The sequence below is a fragment of the Lelliottia jeotgali genome (assembly GCF_977070485.1).
Genome location: NZ_CDRVFO010000038.1, coordinates 1 through 2,542, shown reverse-complemented (window position 1 = coordinate 2,542; position 2,542 = coordinate 1). Strand labels below are relative to the sequence as shown.

Here is a 2,542-nt window from a genome sequence, read left to right as displayed (position 1 = left end):
GACCTGCACCGCGAGGTGTACCGCACGCAGGGCAAGCTCACCAGTTGCTTTGGCTACGACGCCATGGGGCGCAAGGCTTGGCAGTTTGCTTCGACCCTGCCGGCTGAAAACCTGTCGCAAGTGCAGAAGCCCGGCATCAACACCTCACTGCTGGTGGAGCACGCTTACAACCCGATTCACCGTCGCTACCAGTACGACCCGGCGGGCGAATTGGTACGCACGCTGGACAAGCTGCGCGGCGAAATCAAGTACGAGTACGAAGCCAACGGCCAGTTGCACAGCCGCGATACTGGTTCCCTCGTAGGCAGCGAAGAGTTCCGCTATGACCCGGCGGCCAACAGGCTCGACTTCAACGCTCGGCAGTTTGAGAAGGTGAAGGACAACCGCATCAAGCGTTGGCGCGATCAGGAGTACCGCTACGATCCGTGGGGCAATTTGATTGAGAAGCGCTCGGGGCACAGCAAGTTGCAGAGCTTCAGCTATGACTGCGAGAACCGGCTGGTTCGGGCGGAGACGCTGGTCAACGGCAAGCTGGAAAGTACGGGCGCTTATCGCTATGACAGCCTGGGGCGGCGGATTGCCAAGCAGTCGGAGATTAACGGCACCACGGAGCAGAAGCGTTTTCTGTGGCAAGGGCTAAGGATGTTGCGTGAGGAGACGCCGGGGCAGAGCATTCTGTATCTCTATGAGCCGGGTAGCTATGCGCCGTTGGCGCGGGTGGATCAGGCGGAAGGGGATGAGCAGAAGATCTACTATTTCCATACTGACCAGATTGGTACGCCGCTGGAGCTGACTGATAGCGAGGGTAAGATTGTTTGGCAGGCGACGTATCGTTCGTGGGGCGCGATTGAGCAGCTAACGGTCAACGAGATTGACCAAAATTTACGGTTCCAGGGCCAGTACTTTGATCGCGAGACGTCGCTTCATTACAATACGCTAAGATATTACGACCCTGACGTTGGTAGATTCATTGGTCCAGATCCCATTGACTTGCGCGGCGGTGTAAATCTTTTTAGATACAATGTAAATCCGATTTATTGGATTGATCCAACGGGGCTCGCCCCATGTCAAGTGCGAGTTGTTAATAACACAAAGATTCATGGTCGTGGACAGGTAGACGGAACCCCTGGGCATGATCAGTTTTCAGAAGCGATCGCTAATAAATTGGCTATGAGCGGAAGGTTCTCGGATGTGTACTTAAATCGTTCATATAGCTTCGCAAATGGGCGAGGCGTTTCAGCTCGACATCCAGATGTCATGGCTGTTGATGTGAACGGAAAGGTCCATGCGATCGAACTTGCCTCTAAGACGGATATGGGCAGAAAGCTTCCCACGCTTACTACGCGTAATGAAACTGCAATGAGTAATTTACCTCTTAGTAAGCAAGGCGAGGTTTTGGTGTTAGAGCATCCATATAGTGCTTCTGACATGAAGTCTTTGCTTGATGATTTGATTTCTGGAATATAGGTGGGTATATGTCTGTTGCGTTGGCTTTATACGGTGTTGAAGACGTTAATCCTAAGTTGGCCCTTAAATTTGCTAAGCACTTTTTTGCTTGCATCAACCTGTCTATTACGGGTGCGGGTTATTATACATATTTGAGAGAAGGGGATCATGTTGGCGATCACGATCTTGTAGCTGTGGAATTGACCGAACTTGAGGCGAGAGTGAATAACGGTACAGCTACTGCGTTTAGGATATACAACGAGGCATCAGGTGCTATCCCATGGTTTGCATCCTTTGGTTATTCTACGAATGATTTTGGCAGCTTCTATCACTTTGATGGCCAATGCTCTGAGGGTTCTGTGGGGCTAGAGAGCCTGATAAAGTTTGTTAAAGATATCAGTGCTGATGTTGTAGTGCCTTATGGAATTATCTATAATTGCGAAAAAGTAAGTAAGGCATTTAGTTACGCTGCTGGTAATAATATGGTGGCGATATATCCGTATGAGAATTCATCTGCATTTAAAAGGGAAGTGCCTGGTAGATTTCAGGGGCGAGAGCGCTATAAGGAGGATTTATTGAGGATGGTTTATCCTGTTAATATATTAAGTAGCCGACATTTGGAGGCGGACGTTGAGGGGGTGGTGCTGAGAGATTGGATTGGTGAGAGTGGCGGGCGAGGATCACTCGAGCCATTAACCTCCTCGACTTGGCTGTGGTACGTTGAGGCCGACCAGCTTCAAAACGTAAATAAGTCTCTAGGCGAGGCCGGTATCCTAATTTCATGGAAAAAACCGGATGTCAAAAAGCGTTTTTGATTTTTATTTCGAGCAATATTTTTGCGAAAGGTACTGCCTGGGCCAGTTATTTGCTCGTAGAGCCTAGTTATATGCTTTGCCTATGACGCATTGGACCGCCTGATTGAAGAAGTGCGGGTCGACAACCTGACCCGACGCTTCAGCTATGACACAGGCGGCCATCTGACCCGGCTGGACGGAATTGGCTACGGCGAGAACGGTGAGCAGCCGCAACGCGAAACGCTGTTCGAGCGCGACCCCATTGGCCGGCTGATGGCCAAGCTCAACCGTGATGCCCGTCA

3 protein-coding genes are annotated in these 2,542 nt (G+C 50.7%); all 3 read left to right on the top strand.

Going from position 1 to position 2,542, the window contains the following annotated elements:
* Positions 1-1,467 (top strand): RHS repeat domain-containing protein (locus tag ACW4TB_RS27450; protein ID WP_455843129.1); only part of this gene is annotated, 1,467 nt, incomplete at its 5' end.
* A gap of 8 nt (positions 1,468-1,475) precedes the next feature.
* The gene (locus ACW4TB_RS27445; protein ID WP_080765914.1) at positions 1,476-2,261 is read left to right on the top strand and encodes a hypothetical protein; all 786 of its coding nucleotides are present in this window, start codon (positions 1,476-1,478) and stop codon (positions 2,259-2,261) included.
* Between the two features lie 90 nt (positions 2,262-2,351).
* Positions 2,352-2,542, top strand: a 191-nt coding sequence (locus ACW4TB_RS27440) for a hypothetical protein (protein WP_455843128.1), incomplete at its 3' end; no start/stop codon positions are given.